14 protein-coding genes and 1 other RNA gene are annotated in these 16700 nt (G+C 63.2%); 6 read left to right on the top strand and 9 right to left on the bottom strand.

The window, feature by feature from the left end; genetic code table 11:
• Positions 1 to 7: 7 nt before the first annotated feature.
• From rpsA to gyrA, 9 genes are all read right to left on the bottom strand, one after another.
• A complete protein-coding gene (rpsA, locus tag ACWYRN_RS16055) occupies positions 8 to 1684 on the bottom strand; it encodes a 30S ribosomal protein S1 (RefSeq protein ID WP_229439863.1) in 1677 nt (558 codons plus the stop codon).
• Positions 1685 to 1865: 181 nt separating this feature from the next.
• Positions 1866 to 2528, bottom strand: a complete 663-nt coding sequence (cmk, locus tag ACWYRN_RS16050; RefSeq protein WP_488688592.1) for a (d)CMP kinase — start codon at positions 2526 to 2528, stop codon at positions 1866 to 1868.
• Between the two features lie 22 nt (positions 2529 to 2550).
• Positions 2551 to 3888 carry a 3-phosphoshikimate 1-carboxyvinyltransferase gene (aroA, locus tag ACWYRN_RS16045; RefSeq protein ID WP_488688591.1) on the bottom strand — a complete coding sequence of 446 codons (1338 nt, stop codon included), beginning with the start codon at positions 3886 to 3888 and terminating at the stop codon, positions 2551 to 2553.
• Positions 3885 to 4799 carry a prephenate dehydrogenase gene (locus ACWYRN_RS16040; protein WP_488688590.1) on the bottom strand — a complete coding sequence of 305 codons (915 nt, stop codon included), beginning with the start codon at positions 4797 to 4799 and terminating at the stop codon, positions 3885 to 3887. Before ACWYRN_RS16040 ends, aroA begins: the two co-directional genes overlap by 4 nt.
• A complete protein-coding gene (gene hisC / locus ACWYRN_RS16035; protein WP_488688589.1) occupies positions 4800 to 5903 on the bottom strand; it encodes a histidinol-phosphate transaminase in 1104 nt (367 codons plus the stop codon).
• A 25-nt stretch (positions 5904 to 5928) separates the two neighbouring features.
• The gene (gene pheA, locus ACWYRN_RS16030; RefSeq protein WP_488688588.1) at positions 5929 to 6999 is read right to left on the bottom strand and encodes a prephenate dehydratase; all 1071 of its coding nucleotides are present in this window, start codon (positions 6997 to 6999) and stop codon (positions 5929 to 5931) included.
• Between the two features lie 209 nt (positions 7000 to 7208).
• The gene (serC, locus tag ACWYRN_RS16025) at positions 7209 to 8297 is read right to left on the bottom strand and encodes a 3-phosphoserine/phosphohydroxythreonine transaminase (RefSeq protein WP_488688587.1); all 1089 of its coding nucleotides are present in this window, start codon (positions 8295 to 8297) and stop codon (positions 7209 to 7211) included.
• A gap of 16 nt (positions 8298 to 8313) precedes the next feature.
• Complete coding sequence (locus ACWYRN_RS16020; protein ID WP_488688586.1) at positions 8314 to 8856, bottom strand: DUF2059 domain-containing protein; 543 nt, start codon at positions 8854 to 8856, stop codon at positions 8314 to 8316.
• A 168-nt stretch (positions 8857 to 9024) separates the two neighbouring features.
• On the bottom strand, positions 9025 to 11640 hold the full coding sequence (gene gyrA, locus ACWYRN_RS16015; protein WP_488688585.1) for a DNA gyrase subunit A: 2616 nt from the start codon (positions 11638 to 11640) through the stop codon (positions 9025 to 9027).
• Between the two features lie 408 nt (positions 11641 to 12048).
• Here gyrA and ompA point away from each other — a divergent pair, with 408 nt between their 5' ends.
• From ompA to ACWYRN_RS15985, 6 genes are all read left to right on the top strand, one after another.
• Complete coding sequence (gene ompA, locus ACWYRN_RS16010; RefSeq protein ID WP_488688584.1) at positions 12049 to 12756, top strand: outer membrane protein OmpA; 708 nt, start codon at positions 12049 to 12051, stop codon at positions 12754 to 12756.
• 140 nt (positions 12757 to 12896) lie between these two features.
• Positions 12897 to 13598 (top strand): bifunctional 2-polyprenyl-6-hydroxyphenol methylase/3-demethylubiquinol 3-O-methyltransferase UbiG, encoded by a 702-nt coding sequence (ubiG, locus tag ACWYRN_RS16005; protein WP_488688583.1) that lies wholly within the window; start codon positions 12897 to 12899, stop codon positions 13596 to 13598.
• A 16-nt stretch (positions 13599 to 13614) separates the two neighbouring features.
• Entirely contained in the window at positions 13615 to 14319 is a 705-nt protein-coding gene (locus ACWYRN_RS16000) for an HAD family hydrolase (RefSeq protein WP_488688582.1), read from the top strand.
• Positions 14320 to 14551: 232 nt separating this feature from the next.
• A complete protein-coding gene (locus ACWYRN_RS15995) occupies positions 14552 to 15172 on the top strand; it encodes a glycine zipper 2TM domain-containing protein (RefSeq protein WP_488688581.1) in 621 nt (206 codons plus the stop codon).
• Positions 15173 to 15343: 171 nt separating this feature from the next.
• Positions 15344 to 15702, top strand: a transfer-messenger RNA (tmRNA) gene (gene ssrA, locus ACWYRN_RS15990).
• 479 nt (positions 15703 to 16181) lie between these two features.
• Positions 16182 to 16595, top strand: coding sequence for an STY0301 family protein (locus ACWYRN_RS15985; RefSeq protein WP_488688580.1), 414 nt, complete (start codon positions 16182 to 16184; stop codon positions 16593 to 16595).
• Positions 16596 to 16700 lie beyond the last annotated feature (105 nt).

The following is a 16700-nucleotide window of genomic DNA, read 5'->3' as shown; positions in this document are numbered from 1 at the left end:
TTCTTGCTCAGTTCTTATTATCGAACTTGGCCTTCAGCAGTGCGCCCAGGCTGGTGGTGCCCGATGCGGCGCTGCTGTCCGAAGCCAGCTTGCTCATCGCTTCCTGGGTGTCGGCACTGTCTTTCGCCTTGATCGACAGCTGGATGCTGCGAGCCTTGCGATCGATGTTGATGACCAGGGCTTCGACCTTGTCGCCCACTTTCAGGTGGGTGCCAGCGTCTTCCACGCGGTCGCGCGAGATTTCCGAAGCGCGCAGGTAGCCTTCGACTTCTTCGTTCAGGGCGATCACGGCGCCTTTTGGCTCAACCGATTTCACGGTGCCGGTGACCAGCGAACCCTTGTCGTTCAGGGCTGCGAAGTTGTTGAACGGGTCGCCTTCCAGCTGCTTGACGCCCAGCGAAACACGCTCGCGCTCGACGTCGATGGCCAGGACAACGGCTTCCAGCTCGTCGCCCTTCTTGAAGCGGCGGACAGCTTCTTCGCCGGCTTCGGTCCACGACAGGTCGGACAGGTGCACCAGACCATCGATGTTGCCTGGCAGGCCGATGAATACGCCGAAGTCGGTGATCGACTTGATCGAACCCTTGACCTTGTCGCCCTTCTTGTGGGTCATGCCGAAGTCGTCCCATGGGTTCGCCTTGCACTGCTTCATGCCCAGCGAGATACGGCGACGCTCTTCGTCGATTTCCAGGACCATGACTTCGACTTCGTCGCCCAGCTGCACGACTTTGTTCGGGGCCACGTTCTTGTTGGTCCAGTCCATTTCCGACACGTGGACCAGGCCTTCGATGCCTTGTTCCACTTCGACGAACGCGCCGTAGTCGGTCAGGTTGGTGACTTTACCGAACAGGCGGGTGCCTTGTGGGTAACGACGCGACAGACCGGTCCATGGGTCATCGCCCAGTTGCTTCACGCCCAGCGAAACACGGTTCTTCTCTTGATCGTATTTCAGGACTTTAGCGGTGATCTCTTGGCCAACCGACAGGACTTCCGACGGGTGACGCACGCGACGCCATGCCAGGTCGGTGATGTGCAGCAGGCCGTCGATGCCGCCCAGGTCAACGAACGCACCGTAGTCGGTGATGTTCTTGACGACGCCGGTAACCACGGTGCCTTCTTTCAGGGTTTCCATCAGCTTGGCGCGTTCTTCGCCCATCGATGCTTCGATGACGGCGCGGCGCGACAGGACGACGTTGTTACGCTTGCGGTCCAGCTTGATGACCTTGAATTCCAGGGTCTTGCCTTCGAACGGGGTGGTGTCCTTGACTGGACGGGTGTCGACCAGCGAACCCGGCAGGAAGGCACGGATGCCGTTGGTCAGGACGGTCAGGCCGCCTTTGACTTTACCGTTGACGGTACCGGTGACGATTTCGCCCGATTCCATCGCTTTTTCCAGTGCCAGCCACGACGCCAGGCGCTTGGCCTTGTCGCGCGACAGGATGGTGTCGCCGAAGCCGTTTTCCAGCGACTCGATAGCCACGGAAACGAAATCGCCGATTTGAACTTCCAGTTCGCCCTGGTCGTTCTTGAATTCTTCGACCGGGATGAAGGCTTCCGACTTCAGGCCAGCGTTGACGATGACGAAGTTATGATCCAGGCGGACGACTTCAGCCGAGATGACTTCGCCCGAACGCATATCCTGGCGTTGCAGCGATTCCTCGAAGAGGGCTGCGAAGCTTTCCATACCGGTATCTTGGGTGGTTGCAGTAGACATAGGTGATTTACATGTTAGCCAGCAGGACCAGCGATGGTGTGGTTCTGAACTGGGTCAGGTTGAAACAAATGCCCGTGCGGCAAACGCCTCACAGGCTCCTTTACGGCTGTACTACGGGTCCGAATTAAAGCATCCGGAAACATCCAGGTATTTACAACAATGCGTTCCAATGGAGCACTTGTTCCACTGCTTCATCGACCGTCATGTCTGACGTATCGAGGATATACGCACCCTCTGCCGGCACCAGCGGGGCGACGCTGCGATGGGTATCGCGTTCGTCGCGCGCCTGCAAATCAGCCAGCAGACCTTCCATATTAGCAGAAATTCCTTTGCCAATCAATTGCTTATATCGGCGTTCCGCACGTGCTTCCACACTTGCGGTCAGGAACACTTTTAGGCGGGCGTTCGGGAAGATGACGGTTCCCATGTCGCGCCCGTCGGCTACCAGGCCGGGCGCCTTGCGGAAGCCCAGCTGCAGCGCGTACAGGGCCTGGCGCACCGCCGGCAAGGCCGCGATCTTCGAGGCGCTATTGCCCACTTCCTCGGCGCGAATCGCCGCTCCCACCTCTTCCCCGGCCAGGAAGATGTCGCCGTTGGCGAAGGTAGCCGGCAGCTCGGCGCCCAGTTTCGCCACCGCGTGTTCGTCGTCGAGCGCAACGCCGGTACGGATCGCGGACAGCGCCGTCAGGCGGTACAGCGCGCCCGAGTCGAGCAGGTGGTAGCCGAGGCGGTCGGCCACGCGCGCGGCAACGGTGCCCTTGCCCGAGGCGGTCGGGCCGTCGATGGTGATGACGGGGATGTGGGAGTTAGACATGATTTTTCTTTTTAAAAACAGTTCAAAACAATTCGTTCCTGGCGATGCCGGCAAACGCCTCGAAGTAATCGGGGAAGGTCTTGGCGACGCACTTCGGATCGTTGATGCGCATGGCGTTGCCGCGGCGCGCCTTGCCGTCGAGCGCGGCGAGCGAGAAGCACATCGCCATGCGGTGGTCGTCGTAGGTGTCGACGGTGGCTGGCAGCAGTTCGTGCGGCGGGGTCACGCGCAGGTAATCGGCGCCCTCTTCCACGATGGCGCCGACCTTGCGCAGCTCGGTCGCCATCGCCGCCAGGCGGTCGGTTTCCTTTACGCGCCAGCTGGCGATGTTGCGCAGGGTGCTGGTGCCGTCGGCATACAGCGCGGCCACGGCAATCGTCATCGCCGCGTCGGGAATGTGGTTGAAGTCGGCGTCGATGGCTTTCAATACACCGTTCGAACGCGCCTCGATCCAGTTGTCGCCGCGCGTGATGGTGGCGCCCATGCGCTCCAGCGCGTCGGCAAAGCGCACGTCGCCCTGGATGCTGTGCTCGCCCACGCCCTCGACCCGCACCGGCCCGCCGCCGATCGCGCCGGCGGCCAGGAAGTAGGAAGCCGAGGACGCGTCGCCCTCGACGTGGATGCTGCCCGGGCTCCGGTAGCGCTGACCCGGCTGCACGGTGAACGAAGACCAGCCGGCCTGCTCCACCTCGACGCCAAAGCGGCGCATCAGATTCAGGGTGATCTCGATGTAGGGCTTCGAGATCAGTTCGCCCTCCACGTCGATGGTGACGGCGTGGCCGCGCGTCATCAGCGGCGCAGCCATCAGCAGGGCCGTGAGGAACTGGCTCGACACGTTGCCGCGCACCGACATGCGGTTCGCGTGGATGTGGCCGCGCTTGATGTGCAGCGGCGGGAAGCCCGGTTCGCCCGTGTACTCGATCTGGGCGCCGACTTCGTTCAGGGCGTCGACCAGGTCGCCGATCGGGCGCTCGTGCATGCGCGAGACGCCGTGCAGGGTGTAGCTGCCGCCGATCACGGCCAGGGCCGCCGTCAGCGGACGGATCGCGGTGCCGGCATTGCCCATGAAGAGGTCGGCCTCGTGGTTCGGCAGCTCGCCGGCCTTGCCGTGGACGATGATGGTCCGTTCGTCGATCTCTTCCCACTCGATGCCGAGCGAGCGCAGCGCGCCCAGCATGACCAGGGTGTCGTCCGAGGCCAGCAGGTCGTGGATCGTGGTCGTGCCTTCGGCGAGCGCGCTAAGGAGGAGCGTGCGGTTCGAAATGCTTTTCGAACCCGGCAGGCGCACCGTGCCCTCCACGTGCATCACGGGTTCCAGGTCGATGTGCTGCGGGTAGTGTTTCGGCTTTTGCTGCGTCATTGAGGTTCCTGATTTGAAGCTGATCCTGGGACCGGAGGCTCGGCTGTCTCGATGGCCTCGCTCCAGGCCCGGCGGGCGCGCTGCGCATTCGTATAGATGGCTTCCAGCCCGGGACCGTCGTTCGCGGCCAGGCGTGCGCGCAATGCTGTCAATTGTGCCAGATATGCATCCAGCTCGGTAAGGAGTGCATCGCGGTTGGCCAGGCTGATGTCGCGCCACATTTCGGGCGAGGAGCCGGCGATGCGCGTGAAGTCGCGGAAGCCGCTGGCGGCGTACTGGAACAGCAGGTCCGCATGCGGTTTCTGCGCGATGTCGTCGACCAGGGCAAAGGCGAGCAGGTGCGGCAAATGGCTGACCGCGGCGAACACGCTGTCGTGCTGTTCGGGCGTGAGCGTGTGGATGACCGCTCCGCACAGGCGCCAGGCGGCGGCCACCAGGCCGACGTCGCCCGGTGCGTTTTCCGGCAGCGGCGTGATCACCGTTTTCTTGCCATGGTAGAGATCGGGCAGCGCGGCGTCGGGGCCGTTGCTTTCGCGGCCGGCGATCGGGTGGCCGGGCACGAACTGCCTGGCGCGCTCGCCGAGCACGGCGCGCGCGGTGGCGGCAACGTCGGACTTGGTGCTGCCGGCGTCGGTGATGACCGTGCCCGGCTCCAGGTATGGCAGCAGCGCTTCGAGTATCCGCGCCGTCTGCGCCACCGGTGCGGCCAGCAGCACCAGGTCGGCCCCATTCATCGCCTCTTGCGGCGAGGTGGTCGCCACATCAACGATGCCCAGCTCCAGCGCACGCGCCAGCGCTTGCGGCGAACGCTCCAGGCCCACCACTTCGCGCACGGCGCCGGCGGCTTTCAGGGCCAGCGCGAACGACCCGCCGATCAGCCCGACGCCGACGATGACGACTTTGCCCAGCATTTACGCGAGCGTCTTCTTCAGCGCGTCGATGAAGGCCGCGTTTTCCTGCGGCAGGCCGATCGAGATGCGCAGCCATTGCGGCAGGCCGTAGGCGCCCACCGGACGCACGATCACGCCCTGCTTCAGCAGCGCCAGGTTCACGCGTGCACCGGCCCCCTCATCGTCGCCGACGCGCACCAGCACGAAGTTGCCGAACGACGGCACGTATTCCAGGCCCAGCTCATCGAAGGCGGCGGTCAGCTGCTTGTAGCCTGCCGCGTTGTTCTCGGCGCCCTTGGCCAGGAATTCCTTGTCGTTCAGGGCGGCAATCGCCGCCGCCTGGGCCAGCGAATTCACGTTGAAGGGCTGGCGGATGCGGTTCATCAAATCGGTGACCGCCGGCTGGGCAATCGCGAAACCGACGCGCAGGCCGGCCAGGCCATAGGCCTTGGAGAAGGTGCGCGACACGACCAGGTTCGGGTACTTGCGCACCCAGCTGGCGGACTCGAACTGGTTTTCCGGCGCCAGGTACTCGTTGTAGGCTTCGTCCAGCACGACGATCACATTCGCCGGCACCTTGTTCAGGAAGGCTTCGATCTCTTGCGCGCCGATGAAGGTGCCGGTCGGGTTGTTCGGGTTAGCCACGAACACCAGGCGGGTGTCGGCATCGATGGCGGCGGCCATGGCGTCGAGGTCGTGGCCGTACTTCACCGCCGGCACCACGATGGCGCGCGCGCCTACGCCTTGCGTGGCCAGTGCGTACACGGCGAACGAGTACTGCGAGAACACCACCGCCTCGCCCTTTTGCACAAAGGCGTGGGCGGCGATTTCCAGGATGTCGTTGCTGCCGTTGCCGAGGGTGATCCAGTCGGCCGGCACGTCGTAGCGTTCGGCCAGCGCGGACTTCAGCTCGAAGCCGTTGGCGTCCGGGTAGCGGCCCAGCTCTGCTGCCGCTTTCGCCATCGCGGCCTTGCTCGATTCCGGCACGCCGAACGGGTTCTCGTTCGATGCGAGCTTGACGATGGAAGCTTCGTCGAGACCGAATTCGCGGGCGACTTCAGCGATGGGTTTGCCGGCCTGGTAAGGGGCGATGGCACGAACGTACTCTGGACCGAATTGCGTCATGGTGAGATCTCAAAAAAGATAAAAATTAGAGGCCGACCGGGTAGGAACCCAGCAGCTTGTAGAAGGCGGCATTGTCCTGCAGGTCTTGCAGGGCGCGCGCGACCGGCGCGTCCTGGCGGTGGCCCTCGACGTCGACGTAGAAGTAATACTCCCAGTTGCCGGTGCGCGCCGGGCGCGATTCGAACCGGCTCATCGACACGCCGTGCGTGGCCAGCGGCGCCAGCAGGTTGTAGACGGCGCCCGCCTTGTTCGGCACCGCCAGCACCAGCGAGGTGCGGTCCTTGCCCGAGGGCGTGGTGGCGTGCTGGCCAATGACCACGAAGCGCGTGCGGTTGTGCGGGTCGTCCTGGATGTGGGCCTGCACCACGCCGAGCCCATACTGTTCGCCCGCCATTTCGCTGGCAATCGCCGCCACCGACGGGTCGCGGCTGGCCATCACCGCCGCTTCGGCATTCGAGGCCACGGCGCGGCGCGCGATGCCGGGGTGGTGCAGGTTCAGCCAGACCTGGCACTGGGCCAGCGCCTGCGAGTGGGCGCAGATGGTGGTGATGCCGTCCATGCTGCCGCTCTTGCTCATCAGGCTGTGGTGGACCGGGATCGAGACTTCGCCGCTGATGATGGTGGTGGTGGCCAGCATCAGGTCCAGCGTGCGGTTGACCGCGCCTTCCGACGAGTTCTCGACCGGAACCACGCCGAAGTCGGCGGTGCCGGCTTCGGCGGCGCGGAAGACTTCGTCGATCGAGGCGCAAGGGAGGCCTTCGACGGCGCTGCCGAACTGCTGGTAGACGGCCTGCTCGCTGAAGGTGCCGGCCGGGCCGAGGTAGGCGACCGTGACGCGCTTTTCGAGGGCGCGGCAGGCGGACATGACTTCGCGGAAAATGGTCTGCAGGTCGTGGTCGTTGAGCGGACCGCCGTTGCGCTCGGCCACGCCGCGCAATACCTGGGCTTCGCGCTCGGGGCGGAACACGGGGGCGTCGGTCTCGGCCTTCACGTGGCCGACTTCCTGGGCCAGCCGGCCGCGCTGGCTCAGCAGCTCGAGGATTTGGGCGTCGATGGCATCGATCTGCTGGCGCAGGGGGAGGAGTTTGTCGTTCATTGTTGTGCTAGTTAAGACTGGTGTGGTGTTCGCAGTTGTAGGGTGGGCCGGGCCACGTAAGGCACCTGTGCCCACGCGGTACGGCGGTTGAGCAGCGATTGCCTGGCCGAAGTCGGGTGCCGCCGCATATCAAGCGATGAGACAGCGTGGGCACAGGTGCCCACCCTACGAAAATCAAAAGCGATTTACCATCGGCCATAGGCCGACATTTACCGCCCCGCAAACTCGTTCAAATAATCGACCAGTGCCTGCACACCTTCGATCGGCATCGCATTGTAAATGGATGCCCGCATACCGCCGACGGACTTGTGGCCCTTCAGCTGCAGCAGCCCGCGCGCCTTGGCGCCGGCCAGGAATTGCTCATTCAGTGATTCGTCGCGTAAATAGAAGGGGATATTCATGCGCGAGCGACATGATTCATCCACGCGGTTGGCATAGAAATCGTCCCGGTCCAGCGCCTCGTACAGCAGGCGCGCCTTTTCGATATTACGCGCTTCCATCGCCGCCACGCCACCCTGCGCCTTCAGGTGCGCAAACACGAGGCCGGCGATATAGATCGCGTAGGTCGGCGGCGTATTGAACATCGACTCGTGCTCGGCGACGTTCTTCCAGTTAAAGGCGGACGGACAGATCGGCAGCGCATGCTCCAGCAAATCCTCGCGCACGATCACCAGCGTCAGCCCGGCCGGCCCGATGTTCTTCTGCGCCCCGGCAAAGATCACACCGTACTGCGACACGTCGATTTGGCGCGACAGGATGTGCGAAGACATGTCCGCCACCAGCGGCACGCCGGCAAGCGGTTGCGGCACGAAGTTGTATTCAACCCCGTCGATGGTTTCGTTGGTGCACACATGCAGGTAAGCCGCGCCCTCGGTCAGCTGCCACGATTCCGGCGCCGGCACCGAGACAAAGCCGCCGGCCTGGCTAGACGCCGCGACATTTACCTGCGCATAGCGCGCCGCCTCCTTGATCGACTTGCCCGACCACGAACCCGTGTGCACGAAGTCGATCACGGCCGGCTCGCGCACGCGCCCCAGCAGGTTCATCGGGATGATGGCGTTCTGCCCCAGCCCCCCGCCCTGCATGAACAGGATGCGGTAGTTGGCCGGCACGGCCAGCAGCTCGCGCAAATCGGCCACGGCCTGCCGGTAGATCGAGATGAATTCGGGACCACGGTGCGACATCTCCATCACCGACATGCCGCTGCCCTGCCAGTCGAGCATTTCGCTGGCGGCCTGCTGCAACACGGCCTTCGGCAAGACGGCCGGGCCGGCGGAGAAATTGAATACCTGGGTCATCGTGGTCCTTTCTGTCTTATTTCTTGGCGTCCTTGGTCAGCGACTGCATCAGCTTGTTGATGCGCGGCGCCATGATCTGGTTGCTGATCGCCATGCCTTCGCCCATCAGCTTCGGCGTGGTGGCCAGCATCTTCTGGCCGACCGGGCTCTGGTAGAAAGCGCTCATCTGGCGCACTTCTTCCAGGGTATAGGTGTTGGCATACAGCGGCACCAAGGCGTCGAGCATTTCCTCCATCAGTCCAGGGGCGTTGAACACCTGGTGGATGGCCGCGCGGACCTGGGGAACCTCTTTTTCCAGTTCGGCCAGCTTTGCCTGCTTCGCCTCGGCATCGAGCTTGGGGTCGGCATTGATCGCGGCGGTGGCGCCGGCGCGCATGTTCTCCGGCAGCGCGGCTTCCATCTGGGCGAAGGTAGCCGTCATCAGGTCGCGGTATTTCATTGCCTCGAACATCGAACGCACGGCGGCGCTGACCTGCGGGTCGACGGCCGGCGCGGCATACGCCGGGGCGACGCCGCTCAGGGCGATCACGGTGGCAAAGGCGGCGAGGAATTTCTTCATTGTTGTTCTCCTTCAGGTAGCGGCTCTGATGGCCGGTCAAATAAAAAACCGCCTGCCGCGACCCCGGAAGAGGAAGCGCACAGGCGGTCTTTGGAACACAGAATACACGACACGGCCGGGACAGATCGATGTGCGCAACACGTCGCTCGCATCATGCCCGGCCCCGCCTTATTCCGGCGGCGTTTCGAGTTCGACCTCTTCGAGATCGGTCTCGACCACGCGCTGCAGGCCCGACAGCTTGGTGCCGTCTTCCACCGCGATCAGGGTCACGCCCTGGGTCGCACGGCCCATCTCGCGGATCTCGGCCACGCGGGTGCGGATCAACACGCCACCGGTGGTGATCAGCATGATCTCGTCGTTGACGTCGACCAGGGTCGCGGCCACCACTTTACCGTTGCGTTCGGACTGCTGGATCGCGATCATGCCCTTGGTGCCGCGGCCATGGCGGGTGTACTCCAGGATCGGGGTACGCTTGCCGAAGCCGTTCTCGGTGGCGGTGAGCACCGACTGCTGCTCGTTCTCGGCCACCAGCAGGGCGATCACGTTCTGGCCCTCTTCCAGGTTCATGCCGCGCACGCCGCGCGCCTGGCGGCCCATCGGACGCACGTCGTTCTCGTCGAAGCGCACCGCCTTGCCGCCGTCCGAGAACAGCATCACGTCGTGCTCGCCGTCGGTCAGGGCGGCGCCGATCAGGAAGTCGCCCTCGTCGAGGTCGACCGCGATGATGCCGGCCTTGCGCGGGTTGCTGAAGTCGCGCAACGGCGTCTTCTTGACGGTGCCGAGCGAGGTCGCCATGAACACGTAATGGTCTTCCGGGAAGGTGCGGTTTTCGCCCGACAGCGGCAGGATCACGGTGATCTTCTCGTTGTCCTGCAGCGGGAACATGTTCACGATCGGCTTGCCGCGCGAGTTGCGCGAACCCTGCGGCACTTCCCACACCTTCAGCCAGTACATGCGGCCGCGGTTCGAGAAGCACAGCATGTAGTCGTGGGTGTTGGCGATGAACAGCTGGTCGATCCAGTCCTCGTCCTTGGTCGCCATCGCCTGCTTGCCGCGGCCGCCGCGCTTCTGCGCACGGTATTCGGCGATCGGCTGCGACTTCATGTAGCCGGTGTGCGAGAGCGTGACCACCATGTCCTGCGGCGTGATCAGGTCTTCGGTCTCGAGCTCGTTGGCGTTGTGCTCGATGGCCGAGCGGCGCGCGTCCTTGCCGTTTTCCGTGTAGTCCGACTTGATCTGGGCCATCTCGTCGCTGATGATGGTCGTCACGCGTTCCGGACGCGCCAGGATGTCGAGCAGGTCGGCGATGTGGGCCATCACTTCCTTGTACTCGTTGACGATCTTGTCCTGCTCCAGGCCGGTCAGGCGCTGCAGGCGCATCTGCAGGATTTCCTGGGCCTGCTCGTCGGACAGCTTGTACAGGCCGTCGTGCTGCATGCCGTAGTGCTTCGGCAGGTGCTCGGGACGGAAGGCCTCGATGCCGCCCGACGCGCCGAGGTCGGTACGCGTGAGCATTTCGCGCACCAGGGACGAATCCCAGGCGCGCTGCATCAGCTCGACCTTCGCCACCGGCGGCGTCGGCGCCGCCTTGATGATGGCGATGAAGTCGTCGATGTTCGCCAGCGCCACCGCCAGGCCTTCCAGCATGTGCCCGCGCTCGCGCGCCTTGCGCAGCTCGAACACGGTGCGGCGCGTGACCACTTCGCGGCGGTGCGACAGGAAGCACTCCAGCATCTGCTTCAGGTTCAGCAGCTTCGGCTGGCCGTTCACCAGCGCGACCATGTTCATGCCGAAGGTGTCTTGCAGCTGGGTCTGCTTGTACAAATTGTTCAGCACCACTTCCGGCACTTCGCCGCGCTTGAGTTCGATGACCACGCGCATGCCCGACTTGTCGGACTCGTCGCGGATGTCGGAAATGCCTTCAAGCTTCTTCTCGCGGACGTTGTCGGCGATGCGCTCGAGCAGCGACTTCTTGTTCACCTGGTACGGCAGCTCGTCGATGATGATGGCCACGCGGCCGCCATCCTTGCCGTACTCTTCGAAGTGGGTCTTGGCGCGCATCACCACGCGGCCGCGGCCGGTGCGGTATCCGTCGCGCACGCCCGAGACGCCGTAGATGATGCCGGCGGTCGGGAAGTCCGGCGCCGGGATCAGCTCGATCAGTTCGTCGATGGTGCAGTCCGGGTTGCGCAGCAGGTGCTGGGCGCCGTTGATGACTTCCGACAGGTTATGCGGCGGAATGTTGGTGGCCATGCCGACCGCGATGCCCGACGAGCCATTGATCAGCAAATTCGGGATCTTGGTCGGCAGGACGGTCGGTTCTTTTTCCTTGCCGTCGTAGTTCGGCTGGTAGTCGACGGTGTCCTTGTCGATGTCGGCCAGCAGCTCGCTGGAAATCTTGTCCAGGCGGCACTCGGTGTAACGCATGGCCGCCGCGCTGTCGCCGTCGATCGAGCCGAAGTTACCCTGGCCGTCGACCAGCGTGTAGCGCAGCGAAAAGTCCTGGGCCATGCGCACCAGCGTGTCGTAGATCGACGAGTCGCCGTGCGGGTGGTACTTACCCATGGTGTCGCCGACCACGCGCGCGCACTTCACGTACGGGCGGTTGAAGTTGTAATTACTCTCGTGCATCGAGTAGAGCACACGGCGGTGCACAGGCTTCAGGCCATCGCGCACATCCGGCAGCGCACGGCCCACGATCACGCTCATCGCGTAATCGAGATAGCTCTTGCGCATCTCTTCTTCGAGGGAAATCGGGACTGTTTCTTTTGCGAATTGATCCATTGGGCGTGTCGACTGCTTTCAGGCTGTGGATTTATGAATTACAAGCGGAGGATTTTACCATGGGCGCCCCTCCCGCAGCGTAATTCGCAGGCAACTCTTCTTCTCCGCCAGCCACTTGCCAAGTACACACAATTGACCTTTTGACACATGCTTGTCATAAACCTTCGTCAAGCTAGCGTGCTCTGGCAATGCATTGTTGCGCAGAAACAACGTGTCAAAATGTGATGCACCGCAAATGGGCATCGTGCGGTCGTGCGGTCATGGCGCATATGGCAAAATGGATGAGAAGTTAATTGCTAATTTCGCAATGCGAACCGTACACGGCTGCATGGATGTTAATATTCTGCTTACGTCAGTGCGTATGCCCAGCCCGCAACGGATAGATTTAAAACCGAAAGGAAGAAAAATATGAAGAAAATTGCAACCCTCATGCTCGCAGCTTCGGCAGCGATGGCTGGCAGTGCGTTTGCTCAAAGCGCACCGCCATACGCGCCGCTGACCACCGACATCCAGGCGAACAAGCCGTACAGCGCCTACGTCCAGGACAGCCGCGGCGTGATCGCGCGCGATCCTTTCGGCCTGTGCTGGCGTACCGGCTACTGGACCCCGGCCGACGCGGTCCCTGGCTGCGACGCGCCGCTGTGCGTCCCGCCTGAAAAACTCGAAAACGGCAAGTGCGTGGCCCCGCCGCCGCCGGTCGAAGCCGCTCCGCCGGCACCGGCACCAACCCCGGCACCGGCTCCGGTCCCGACCTCGGAAAAAGTGAGCTACTCGGCTGACGCCTTCTTCGACTTCGACAAGGCCGTCCTGAAGCCGGAAGGCAAGGCTTCGCTCGACGAACTGACCTCGAAGCTGGGCGACATGAACCTGGAAGTCATCATCGCCGTCGGCCACACCGACTCGATCGGCACCGATGCCTACAACCAGAAACTGTCGATCCGCCGCGCCGAAGCCGTCAAGGCCTACCTGCAAGGCAAGGGCGTCGATGCCAACCGCATCTACACCGAAGGCAAGGGCGAAGGCCAGCCGGTTGCAGACAACAAGAGCTCGGAAGGCCGTGCGAAGAACCGCCGCGTCGAGATCGAAGTGGTCGGCACCCGCAGCCGCCAGCAGTAATCGGGCGTAGGAGCGGGTGGCCTGCCACCCGCTTGCAACAAGCTTTCGAACCCCGCTCACGCGGGGTTTTTTTCGTCCCCGGCACTTTTGTCGCCCGCTTGTACCTCACGGCGCAGAGTTTCCCGCTATTATTCCGACCTATGACTACGAACGCCGACCCCCTCGAAATCTCGAAATTCAGTGAACTGGCCCACCGCTGGTGGGACCCGACCTCGGAATTCCGACCGCTCCACGAAATCAATCCGCTGCGCCTGGAATGGATCAACGCGCGCGCGCCGCTGGCCGGCAAGAACGTGATCGACATCGGCTGCGGCGGCGGCGTGCTGTCCGAATCGATGGCGCGCAAGGGCGCGAAGGTCACCGGCATCGATCTGTCGAAAAAGGCGCTGAAAGTGGCCGACCTGCACAGCCTGGAGTCGGGCGTGGAAGTGCGCTACAAGCTGATCGCCGCCGAAGACATGGCCGCAGAGGAACCCGGCCAGTACGACGTCGTCACCTGCATGGAGATGCTCGAGCACGTGCCCGATCCCGCTTCCATCGTGCGCGCCGCCGCTGCCCTGGCGAAGCCGGGCGGCAAGCTGTTCTTCTCGACCATCAACCGCAATCCGAAGGCCTACCTGCTGGCCGTGATCGGCGCCGAATACGTGCTGCGCATGCTGCCGCGCGGCACCCACGACTACGGCAAGTTCATCACCCCGGCCGAACTGTCGCAATACCTGCGCCTGGCCGGCCTGCAGGTGGACGGCATGAAGGGCCTGAGCTACAACCCGCTCACCAAGATCTATTCGCTCAACAACGACACCGATGTGAACTACATGGTGGCGTGCACGAAACCGCTTTGACCCTGCGCCAGACACGATGACCTCCCCTGCCACGCCCGCGCCGCGCGCCGTTTTGTTCGACCTCGACGGCACGCTGGCCGACACCGCGCCCGACCTCGCCGCCGCCGTCAACTGGCTGCGCACCGAGCGCGGCCTCGCGCCCACGCCCTACGCCATCCTGCGCCCCACCGCCTCGGCCGGCGCGCGCGGCATGATCGGCGCCGCCTTCGGCTTGGCGCCGGGCGACGCCGGCTACGAGGAATTGCGCCTCGCCTGGTTCGACCGCTACCAGGACCACATGGCCGTCGACAGCACCCTGTTCGAGGGCGTCGACGCACTGTTACAGGGCATTACGGACGCCGACATGGCTTGGGGCGTGGTCACCAACAAGCCCGCGCGCTTCACCGACCCCCTGATTCCGCAGATTAAGCTTGACCACGCGGGGTGTATCGTGTCTGGCGATACGATGCCGTTTTCGAAGCCGCATCCGGCCCCGCTGCTGGAAGGCGCCCGCCGCCTCGGCATCGCGCCCGAGCACTGCTGGTACGTCGGCGACGACCTGCGCGACATCGAAGCCGGCCGCGCCGCCAACATGGTCACCGTCGCCTGCGCCTGGGGCTATTGCGGCTCGGTCGAACCGTCGACCTGGGGTGCCGACTTCCTGTGCGCCACGCCGCTGGATCTGCTCGAACTGCTGCGTTCGCTTTCAGTGACTTCCGCCCCAGCCGTATCGGCTGCGTGAACCGTAGGGTGGACGGCTTCGCCGTCCACGCGTCCCCCACCCTATGCAGCCCCGCTGCGACTCCCTATCTCCATCTGAACGCGTGAACGGGACACCCGCCTTTCGCGGCCCGGCCCACCCTACCCGCCCTTACATCTGATTACGACTGATACAGCCTCAGGTCTACCGTGTAACCGTCGATTTCCGTAATCTGCATCCATCGAACAACGCAACACCACATGGAGCAGAGAACATGACCACCACCCAAGCCACCACCCGTATCCATCCCCTGATGGCCGCCGCTGCCGCCTCGGTGATCATCGTCAGCCTGACCGGCGCCGCCGCCATTACCGGCCTGCTGCCCTCGTCGCGCAGCGCACCCGAGCCGCAAGCCGTCCCGCTGGCTGCCGCCCCGATTGCCCCGCTGGCAGCCCCGATTTCCGCCCAGCTGCAGCCGACCCAGCTGGCAGCTGCCCCGGCCCCGGTCGTTGTCAGCGCCGCCCCAGGCACGACGACCACCATCCAGCCGGCCACCGCCAACGCCCCGGTGATCGTGGTCAAGCAGGAACCGGCGCCAGTGGTGAAGCACACCGTGGTCAAGCAGACCGTCGTGCAAAAGCCGCGCGTCGTCGAGCACCGCCCTGCCCCGCAGCCGGTCCGCTACGCCGAACCGGCCTACCACCCGGCGCCGGCCCCGGCCCCGGTCCAGCAAGGCCCGAGCTACGTCGGCGTTGCCACCGGCGCCGTCATCGGCGGCCTGATCGGTAACCAGGTTGGCGGCGGCAATGGCAAGAAGCTGGCAACGCTGGCCGGTGTGATCGGCGGCGGCTACCTCGGCAACGAGATCGCCCAGCGCAACGCCGGCAACCGCTAAGCCGACGCAAGGAACTGCCGCGCTAACGCGCAGCAGTTCTTCCGCCAGCGTGGACCGTAGGGTGGGCACGCTGTGCCCACGCGGAACGGTGATCATTGCTAGCGTTACGCATGGAAGCAACACGCAGTGCACACGTACCCGCTTTGGAGTACAATGAAGGTTCTTTCGTTGGGGGGCGACCTGGTTTCGACGTGGGTTGCAAAGCAGCGCAGGGCATACCGAGGGCTGGTTACCTCGTAAATACACCCAGAAATCAATAACTGCAAACGATAACTCGTACGCACTCGCAGCTTAATTGCTGCTAGCTCTACACTACCTCGCCTCTGGGGTGGGCCGCAAGGCAAGTAGAGTCATTTACAGAGGCTAGGAATCACTCGGGTTACTTGGGTGCTTCCGAAATTTAAGGTAACTCGCTTGTACAAAGGGTGCACATCCCCGTTGTCCAGGTTAAATTAATTGATAGTGCTAAGTATGTAGAACTGTCTGTAGAGTGCTTGCGGACGCGGGTTCGATTCCCGCCGCCTCCACCAGTATTCAAAAACAAAGCCCCGTTGGCGCAAGTCAACGGGGCTTTGTTTTTGAATACCTTGTGCCAGATAGTCGGCATTGAATCCACGGACGCGTAGGGTGAATAGCGGATTCGACCTTCGCTGTAACTAACCCGTGAGCAACTCGCGCATCTACTGCGAGGTTTCCCGGTTCGTCTGCTGCAAACGATCCATCGGGTGGTTCCCTTCTCGCATGTTTCACTCCCGGATGTCATCCCTTTGCGTTAAGCACAATCAAATCGTGTGCGCCGTCATGAACGCAAAATGGCCTCCTGCACATACCCTGAAACATCACGACAAGCGCCTCATACCTGTAGCTCCATCGAAGGCGAATCCCGGGACCAGTGGACCCGAAAGCCAAGAATCAGTGCACGCAGCATTTATCCACGTGGAGCGCAGTTGCATTCGGCAGGAAACCGAATCGACGATTCCGATAACGCCGACCATTTCTACGTCGTGAAATGAAAACACTCTTACTTGCGATCTTTTCCCTATGCCCTCCGGCATTCGCTGCAGAGCAGCACATCGAATGCCCTGCCCGCTATCCGGCGGAAGACATCGCGCTTCCACAAAGCGGACAATGGGAAACCGGCCTCGTACCTGCCGGGATTCCACTCGACGGCGGTGGCATGTACGCCGGGCCAATTCAACGTCGTGGTGAACTGCGCGGAAGCGAACGGCGGATCAAAGGCGGCTTTGTCACGCACTTTGGCTTCGAGCGCGATCAGCGTCCACCCGGAAAATGGTTCGTCTGCTATTACGGGCATGTGCAACTGATGCGCCGTGTAGCGGATACCGCCACGGCATGTGAGCTGACACACAAGAATCCAAAGTTTCCAGATGCGTCAACTGTAAAACTCATCTGCCGGGATTAAGGCAAGCCGGCAAGGGATAACCGGCGCATACAATCGCTGAGGTATCGACGAAGAAGCAAGCAATCGGGCATTGCGCCGGCACTCGCCAGCGCAATATCGATACGT

The organism is Massilia sp. BAP21 (genome assembly GCF_057801335.1).
This window is presented reverse-complemented; position numbering and strand designations above follow the sequence as displayed.

Excerpts from the sequence above, each read along its gene's own strand:
- pheA (WP_488688588.1), bottom strand. The coding sequence starts at position 6,999 with ATGAACGACAAACTCCTCCCCCTGCGCCAGCAGATCGATGCCATCGAC.
- ACWYRN_RS16000 (WP_488688582.1), top strand. The coding sequence starts at position 13,615 with ATGACCTCCCCTGCCACGCCCGCGCCGCGCGCCGTTTTGTTCGACCTC.
- ACWYRN_RS15995 (WP_488688581.1), top strand. The coding sequence starts at position 14,552 with ATGACCACCACCCAAGCCACCACCCGTATCCATCCCCTGATGGCCGCC.
- gyrA (WP_488688585.1), bottom strand. The coding sequence starts at position 11,640 with ATGGATCAATTCGCAAAAGAAACAGTCCCGATTTCCCTCGAAGAAGAG.
- serC (WP_488688587.1), bottom strand. The coding sequence starts at position 8,297 with ATGACCCAGGTATTCAATTTCTCCGCCGGCCCGGCCGTCTTGCCGAAG.
- ubiG (WP_488688583.1), top strand. The coding sequence starts at position 12,897 with ATGACTACGAACGCCGACCCCCTCGAAATCTCGAAATTCAGTGAACTG.
- cmk (WP_488688592.1), bottom strand. The coding sequence starts at position 2,528 with ATGTCTAACTCCCACATCCCCGTCATCACCATCGACGGCCCGACCGCC.
- ACWYRN_RS15985 (WP_488688580.1), top strand. The coding sequence starts at position 16,182 with ATGAAAACACTCTTACTTGCGATCTTTTCCCTATGCCCTCCGGCATTC.
- aroA (WP_488688591.1), bottom strand. The coding sequence starts at position 3,888 with ATGACGCAGCAAAAGCCGAAACACTACCCGCAGCACATCGACCTGGAA.
- hisC (WP_488688589.1), bottom strand. The coding sequence starts at position 5,903 with ATGACGCAATTCGGTCCAGAGTACGTTCGTGCCATCGCCCCTTACCAG.
- rpsA (WP_229439863.1), bottom strand. The coding sequence starts at position 1,684 with ATGGAAAGCTTCGCAGCCCTCTTCGAGGAATCGCTGCAACGCCAGGAT.
- ACWYRN_RS16020 (WP_488688586.1), bottom strand. The coding sequence starts at position 8,856 with ATGAAGAAATTCCTCGCCGCCTTTGCCACCGTGATCGCCCTGAGCGGC.
- ompA (WP_488688584.1), top strand. The coding sequence starts at position 12,049 with ATGAAGAAAATTGCAACCCTCATGCTCGCAGCTTCGGCAGCGATGGCT.
- ACWYRN_RS16040 (WP_488688590.1), bottom strand. The coding sequence starts at position 4,799 with ATGCTGGGCAAAGTCGTCATCGTCGGCGTCGGGCTGATCGGCGGGTCG.